The organism is Burkholderia sp. Ac-20384 (assembly GCF_017104605.1).
Lineage (GTDB): Bacteria > Pseudomonadota > Gammaproteobacteria > Burkholderiales > Burkholderiaceae > Burkholderia > Burkholderia lata.
Genome location: NZ_JAAGPE010000407.1, coordinates 1 through 6743, shown reverse-complemented (window position 1 = coordinate 6743; position 6743 = coordinate 1). Strand labels below are relative to the sequence as shown.

Below are 6743 nucleotides of genomic sequence, written 5' to 3'. Positions count from 1 at the left end.
CCGCGAGCTACGTGTTCGACCGCGACGGCAAGCTGCGCCTGTTCGTGCGCGACGGCCAGGGCCCGGGCCCGTGGGTTCATGACCTGAAGCTGCTGGTCGACTGACCGGCAGCCGCCGGGCGCCCGGCGCCGCCATCCAGTGCCGGCCGCCCCGGCCCCGCCGGCCTGCTGGAGCCGGCGCTGGATGCTGCGCGGCGCAAACAGCAGCATCGCGATGAGCACGCCGCCGGCCACGAAGATGAACAAGCCGCCCAGCATCACGGCCTGGACCACGCTCAGATTTTGCATGACAGCCTCGCAATGGTTGGTTATGTAACTCGTGCGTCAGACGCGAATGCGGACGATGCGGCGGATCCAGAACAGGCCGAACAGCATCGACACCAGCATCCCGCCGACCATCCTGATCCCCGCCGGATCCTCCCAGAGCACGGACAGGAATTCGCGGTTCAGCAACGCCATCACCGCGGCGGTGCCGAACGGCAGCAGCCCGAGAATCCATGCCGACAGCCGCCCTTCCGCCGACAGCACGCGCACCTTGTCGAACAGCTTGAAGCGCTCGCGGATCAGCGCGGAGATGCAGTCGAGCAGCTCGGCCAAGTTGCCGCCCGTCTCGCGCTGGATCAGCACCGCGATCACGAAGTACCGCAGGTCCTGCACCGGCACGCGCGTGGCGAGGTTCATCAGCGCATCGTGCAGCGACACGCCGTAGTTCACCTCGTCGAACGTGACGCGGAACTCGCCGCCCATCGGATCGGGAAACTCGTCGCCGACCATCCCGAGCGTGCTGGTGAACGAATGACCGGAACGCAGCGCGCGCGAGATCATGTCGCAGATGTCCGGCAACTGCCGTTCGAGCTTGCGCATCCGCTTGCCGCGGCAGCGCATCACGTACATCATCGGCACGCATCCGGCGAACAGCGCGACCGGCAGCGCAGCAAGCTGCGGCAGCGTCGCGAAGCTCAGCGCGACCCAGGCGAACGCGGCGAACACCACGCTGAGCATGATCAGCTTCGGCAGCGTCCAGTCGAGGCCCGACTGCTGGATCAAGAGATCGAGCCGATGCACGCGCGGCAAGCGCAGCAGCAGCCGGTCGAACGGCTTCGATTCGTCGAGCATCCGCTTCTTCAGGATCGACAGCCGTTCCTGCTGGACGTTGCCGCCGGCCGACATCGAGCGGATGCGCGATTCGATCCGGCGCGCGGCAGAGCCGTGCCGCGCGTTCCACCATTGATAGCCCCCTTCGATCGCGAGTACCACCGCGACGAAGGTGAGAATCACAAAACCGTAAAAGATCGTGTTCATGAAGCCTCCCCGGCAGCGAACGGCGCCCTGTCGTCAGTTCGTCTCGTACCGCTGAGACGGGTCGTACAGCGAATCCGGCAGATTGATGCCGAACGCCTGCAGCCGCTCGACGAACTTCGGCCGCACGCCGGTCGCGCAGAAGTGGCCACGTACCGTCCCGTCGCGGTCCACGCCCATGCGCTTGAACGTGAAGATCTCCTGCATGTTGATGATGTCGCCTTCCATCCCGGTCAGCTCCTGGATGCTGACGATCTTGCGCCTGCCGTCGGTCAGCCGTGCCGCCTGCACGACCACCGAGATCGCGGAAGCGATCTGCTGGCGCATCGTCTTCGGCGGCAGCGTCAGGCCAGAGACGCTGATCATGTTCTCGAGCCGCGTCAGCGCGTCGCGCGGCGTGTTCGCGTGAATCGTCGCGAGCGAGCCTTCGTGGCCGGTATTCATCGCGTTGAGCATGTCGAGCGCTTCCGCGCCGCGCACTTCGCCGAGGATGATCCGGTCGGGGCGCATCCGTAGCGCGTTGCGCACCAGCGTGCGCTGCGTGATCTCGCCCTTGCCCTCGATGTTCGGCGGGCGCGTTTCGAGCCGCAGCACGTGCGGCTGCTGCAGTTGCAGTTCGGCCGCGTCCTCGATCGTCACGATCCGCTCGTTGCGCGGAATGTAGCCGGACAGGATGTTGAGCAGCGTCGTCTTGCCGCTGCCGGTGCCGCCCGACACCAGCACGTTGATCTTCGCGCGCGACAGCGCGTCGAGCAGCTCGGCCATCGGCGGCGTCAGGCTGTGGTAGCGCACGAGGTCGTCCATCTTCAGCGGATTGACCGCGAAACGCCGGATCGACATCAGCGGCCCGTCGATCGCGGACGGCGGGATGATCGCGTTCACGCGCGAGCCGTCGGGCAGCCGCGCATCGACCATCGGGCTCGATTCGTCGATGCGGCGCCCGACGCGCGACACGATCTTCTCGATCACCTTCATCAGGTGCGCGTCGTCGTAGAACGTCACGTCGGTCAGTTCGAGCTGGCCGAAGCGCTCGACATAGACCTGCCGGTACGTGTTCACGAGGATGTCGGAAATGCTCGGGTCGCGCAGCAACGCTTCGAGCGGACCGAAACCGAACATCTCGTCGTATACGTCGATCGCGAGCTGCCGCCGCTCGATGTCGTTCGCCGGAAGCCGCTCCTCGTCGAGGATGCGTGTAATCAGCAGGCCGATCTCCATGCGGACCGATTCCTGCGGCATCCGCGACAGGCGCTCGAGCTCGACGCGTTCGAGCACGGCCAGGTGGATTTCGCGACGCAGCTTCTGGTATGCGTCGCGCACCGACGAATGCGCCGGGCTGGCCGGTTCGCTGCCCGCCGCCAGCGGCTGGGCCCGGTGCAAGGACATCTGTTCGCGCAATGACATGATGGTTCCCCGAGAGAGTTACATGGACTTGAGCTTCGGCGTGGCCTTGCGGCCGAAAAGCCTGGACATCAGCGGTTCGCTGCTCGCCGCGCTGTGCCCCGCACGCACTTCGCCGTCGACGAGTTGTTTCGCACACCCCTGCAACGCACGCACGACCGAGGTACCGCGTGCGAGCCGCGACACCGGATGGCCCTGGTTGATCGCTTCGAGCACGGTGTCGGCATCCTCGGGAATCGTGCAGGCCGCCTGCAGGCCGAGCACTTCCTCGAGCGCGGTGCGGGTGCGGTCGCTCGCACGCGTCGCGCGGTTCACGATCAGCCGCATCTGGTCGGTCGAGTAGCCGAGCGACACGAGGATCTCCAGCAGCCGGCGGCCGGCGCGCACGTGCGGCATCGCGGGCTGCAGCACGAGCTGGATCTGGTCGCTGCGATCCAGCGCGACCATCGACAGCGGATTGATGCAGACGCCGACGTCGAAGATCACGAAGTCGTAGCGCGGCGCGGCGACGCCCAGGATCCACTCGAGCGCGTCCTCGCGCATCTCGGCGGCCTTGACCGGGTCGCCTGCGCCCGCGAGCACGTGGAAGTTCTCCGTCACGTGCGCGACGCTCGCGTCGAGGAACGCGCTGTCGAGCCGCTCGATCTGTGCGCACAGCTGCGGCAGCGTCGACGGCGGGGTTTCGTCGCTGACGAGAAAGGCCGCGTCGGCGAACTGCTGGTTCAGGTCGATCAGCAGCACGCGGCGCTTGAAACCTTCGGCGATCTCGAATGCGATGTTGCTGGCCGCGAAGCTCGTGCCGGCCCCGCCCTTGCACGACATGAACGACACGATCCGCGTATCGTCGGTGTCGCGCCGCGTGCTTTGCGCGGCCGCCCGTTCGAGCGCATTGCCGAGCGCCTGCGGATCGAGCGGCCATTGCAGCACGTCGCGCGCGCCGGCGCGCATCGCGTCGAGCAGTACGTGCGGCGACGTGTCCGCGGTCACGAGAATGCAGGTCAGGCTCGCATGCGCGCGGCAGATGCGCTCGATCGCCGACAGTTCGGACGGTTCGAGCGTCGTGCCGTCGACCAGCAGGATGTCGAACGCGTCGAGCCCGTCGGTGCGATGTTCGATCTGCGACGGGCGGCCGGTCGCGCGTGTCGCGCGATAGCGTCCGCAATCGGCCACGAGGCGCGCGATCTGCGTGAGTCGCGCGGTGTCGTCGGAAGCTACGAGGATGTTGATCATGTCGTGTGCCTCGCCTGTTCGATCAATTGCAGTTGGCGCCGCCGGTCGCGGAAGTCAGGCTTTCGCGCGGCAGTGTCGTCGTGAACGGCGGCATCGTCACCGTGACGTTCACGAACGGGATCATCGTCTTGACGGTGACGTTCGTGACGCTGACGGTCACGAACGCGCACGAATTCACATCACAGCTGGCGGGTGAGTAGTTCACCGACACATTCGCGTTCGACAGCAGCGGCAGCAGCGATCTCACCCGCTTCACGACACCGGCCGCATTCACGTCGCACACCACCGCCGTGCGTGCGCCGAGCCGCACGGCTTCGCTGGCCGTGCTCCAGTAGAACAGCACGCGGCCGAATTCGAAGATGCCGATCAGCAGCATGATCAGCACCGACGCGATCAGCGCGAACTCGACGATCGCTGCGCCGCGCTGGGTGCGCCGGCGTGACAGGGGGACGTGGCGCGCGCTCATGACACTTGCCTCATCACGGTGACGATGTTGTTGAAAGTGATCGACGGCAGCCCCGGGAACGCGGGGATCGGTTGGTACTTGTAGCCCTTGATCTTCACTTCGACGACGTTGATCGCGCCCGTCGCCGTGCCGCTCGCCGCGTTGTTGTTCGCGTCGTAGGTCGGCAGGTTCGAGAACTGCGACGGATCGGACCCGTCGCTGCAGCCGGTCGTGCGCTGCGCGTCGCAGATCGTCACCATCGACGTCGTGAGCCCCGGCACCAGCTCGGTACCGGAAGCGCCGCACGTCATGCTGCCGTAGACGACGAGACACTGCGCCTGCGACACCGGGTACGCGCTGTCGGTCGGCAACCAGACCGACAGGTAGCGCGCCGCATCGCGCGTCGCCTTGGTCAGCGTCTCGAACTGGTAGATCGCGCGGCCGAACTCGGCCACGCCGGTCGCGAGCATGATCATCGGCATCAGCACGAGCGCGAACTCGACGGCAACGGCGCCACGGGTGCGCGAACGGCGAATCGGAGGCATTTTCATGATCGTCTCCCGCTATTGAACGAGCATCGGAACCTGGGTCCCCGAGGCGCTGCCGCTGCCGGGCAAGCCGTGCGTCGCGCACGGATTGTTGCCGGAGACCGACGAACCGAGGTATTCGAGGTGCGCGACGATTCCGCCCTTTCCGGGACTGAACGGCACGGGGTCGAGCATCAGCACGCAATCCCACTGCGTGACGTGCACCTTGCCGCTGGCCCCGTTCAGCGTCGAGCAGTCACCTTCCGGCGCGAGCGCGACGCGGCGATCTCCGCCGGTGGTCTGGTAGGTGCTCGCCGTCACGGTGCCGTTGGTGGCGATCCCGCTGCCCGACGGCGGCGCGCCGTCGCCCTGGTAAGGCTTGAAGGTCGTACGGTCGGTGACGAACTGCGTGTACGCATCGCCCTTGATGCCGGCCGTTCCGGGTGGCCCGTAGTTCGGGCCGACATACGCGTAGCCGGTGAAGTCGGGCTGGCCGCTCGAACCGTTCGCGCCATTCGTATAGATGCCGAAGCGCGTATTCCAGGCTCGCAGCGATGCCGACTTCAGGCCCGTCGACCCGAGGTCCGGCGGACTCGTGATGTTGCAGGTGTTGCCCGACAGCTCGCTCGCAATGGTCGGTTCGTTCGTCGACCCGTCGAGCGCTGCCCAGCCGAAGTTGCCCGGCCCGTAGGTCGTCGACGAACCGGACAGCGACGTGATCCAGTCGCCGACGTTGTACGACGGCGAGCCCGTCGTGCGGCATACGAACACCGGAATCGCACAGGTCGTCTGCCCGCCGCCGACGGTTGCGATCGCGCTGGCCGACACCTCCGCCGCGTTCGCGAGCTTCGTGCCCGGCAGCACGTTCAGCACCTCGATGAACCAGTGCGCGATGTTGCTGAGCGTCGCGGTGCACTGCACGTACTTGATGCTCGACGGCGTCGTAACCGAGTTCTTCGTCAGGAACGGATCGGTCAGCGAGTCGCTGAACGTGACGTTCGCGTTCGTCGACATCTGCACCGACTTGTTCTGGAAAAACACGAAGTTCAGGTGGCCGGCGGCGATACCGTCCGCCTCGGCCACCGACAGGCTGATTGCCGAAGTCAGGTCACGCGCAGCCGACAGCGCGCAGGCATCGGCGCTGTTTTGCAGTTCGCTGCGCGTGACGTACAGCTTGCCGAGATCCAGCGCGAGTCCGACGAACCCGATCATCACCGCCAGTGAGAGACCGACGATGATCGCGACGGCACCGCGCTGGCGATGCAGGCTGCGACGCATGACTTTCGGATGGCGAGCTGCGCTGTTCATGGCGTTCTCCCTGAGCGTGCCGTCGTTACTGGGTGGCCTTGCCGATGCCGATCACGAACGCATTGGCAGGCGGCACGGTTTGCTTGAACGACTTGTCGTAGTTGTCGAGCGCGGCCGTGGCGGCGCCGCCGTCGACGCCCGGCGCCGACACCGAGGCCGCGTGTTCGGCGGCATGCGGGTCGATGATCTGGGCCTGGGTCACGGCGCGGACCGAATCGCCGAAGCGGGTGTCCCACACCGGGGTAGATGACATGCAGCCGGCAAGCGCGAACGCGAGCGGTGCGGCGAGCGCCATGCGGCGCGCGATGACGAGGTAGGCGGATTTCATGAGCGTCCCCTTGGATGGCTTCAACGATCGGTGGATTCGGGTGCCGCGCTCACGCGCACGACCTGCTGCGCATGGGGCTCCGCCGGTGTCCGGCGCTTCGGCTGCCCCGCTGGCTGGGCCGGCGTGTCGGGGCCGGCCGCCGCGAGGCGCGTGGCGGTGGCTTCGATACGCGCGATGCGGGCCGCGTTTGCTGCGCCTACCGCATA

The 6743-nt window shown here is 66.7% G+C and carries 8 protein-coding genes and 2 pseudogenes; 1 reads left to right on the top strand and 9 read right to left on the bottom strand.

The annotated features are described in order from the left end of the window. Positions 1-104, top strand: a pseudogene (locus G3O00_RS38455) (SCO family protein); the annotation flags it as partial. Between the two features lie 36 nt (positions 105-140). Here G3O00_RS38455 and G3O00_RS38450 read toward each other — a convergent pair. The 9 genes and pseudogenes from G3O00_RS38450 to G3O00_RS38410 form a co-directional block, all read right to left on the bottom strand. Beyond that, positions 141-287, bottom strand: a pseudogene (locus G3O00_RS38450) (type II secretion system F family protein); the annotation flags it as partial. A 36-nt stretch (positions 288-323) separates the two neighbouring features. Then, positions 324-1301 (bottom strand): type II secretion system F family protein, encoded by a 978-nt coding sequence (locus G3O00_RS38445; RefSeq protein ID WP_206146131.1) that lies wholly within the window; start codon positions 1299-1301, stop codon positions 324-326. 33 nt (positions 1302-1334) lie between these two features. Further along, positions 1335-2702 carry a CpaF family protein gene (locus tag G3O00_RS38440; protein ID WP_011349882.1) on the bottom strand — a complete coding sequence of 456 codons (1368 nt, stop codon included), beginning with the start codon at positions 2700-2702 and terminating at the stop codon, positions 1335-1337. An 18-nt stretch (positions 2703-2720) separates the two neighbouring features. Beyond that, on the bottom strand, positions 2721-3929 hold the full coding sequence (locus G3O00_RS38435; RefSeq protein WP_206146130.1) for an AAA family ATPase: 1209 nt from the start codon (positions 3927-3929) through the stop codon (positions 2721-2723). Positions 3930-3951: 22 nt separating this feature from the next. Next, a complete protein-coding gene (locus G3O00_RS38430; RefSeq protein ID WP_011349884.1) occupies positions 3952-4395 on the bottom strand; it encodes a TadE family protein in 444 nt (147 codons plus the stop codon). Continuing rightward, a complete protein-coding gene (locus tag G3O00_RS38425; RefSeq protein ID WP_206146129.1) occupies positions 4392-4925 on the bottom strand; it encodes a TadE/TadG family type IV pilus assembly protein in 534 nt (177 codons plus the stop codon). The genes G3O00_RS38430 and G3O00_RS38425 overlap by 4 nt, the downstream gene beginning before the upstream one ends. Positions 4926-4937: 12 nt before the next feature. Beyond that, positions 4938-6209, bottom strand: a complete 1272-nt coding sequence (locus G3O00_RS38420) for a TadE/TadG family type IV pilus assembly protein (protein WP_174930324.1) — start codon at positions 6207-6209, stop codon at positions 4938-4940. 25 nt (positions 6210-6234) lie between these two features. Continuing rightward, on the bottom strand, positions 6235-6537 hold the full coding sequence (locus tag G3O00_RS38415; RefSeq protein WP_041492472.1) for a hypothetical protein: 303 nt from the start codon (positions 6535-6537) through the stop codon (positions 6235-6237). Between the two features lie 20 nt (positions 6538-6557). After that, positions 6558-6743 (bottom strand): hypothetical protein (locus tag G3O00_RS38410; protein ID WP_206146128.1); only part of this gene is annotated, 186 nt, incomplete at its 5' end.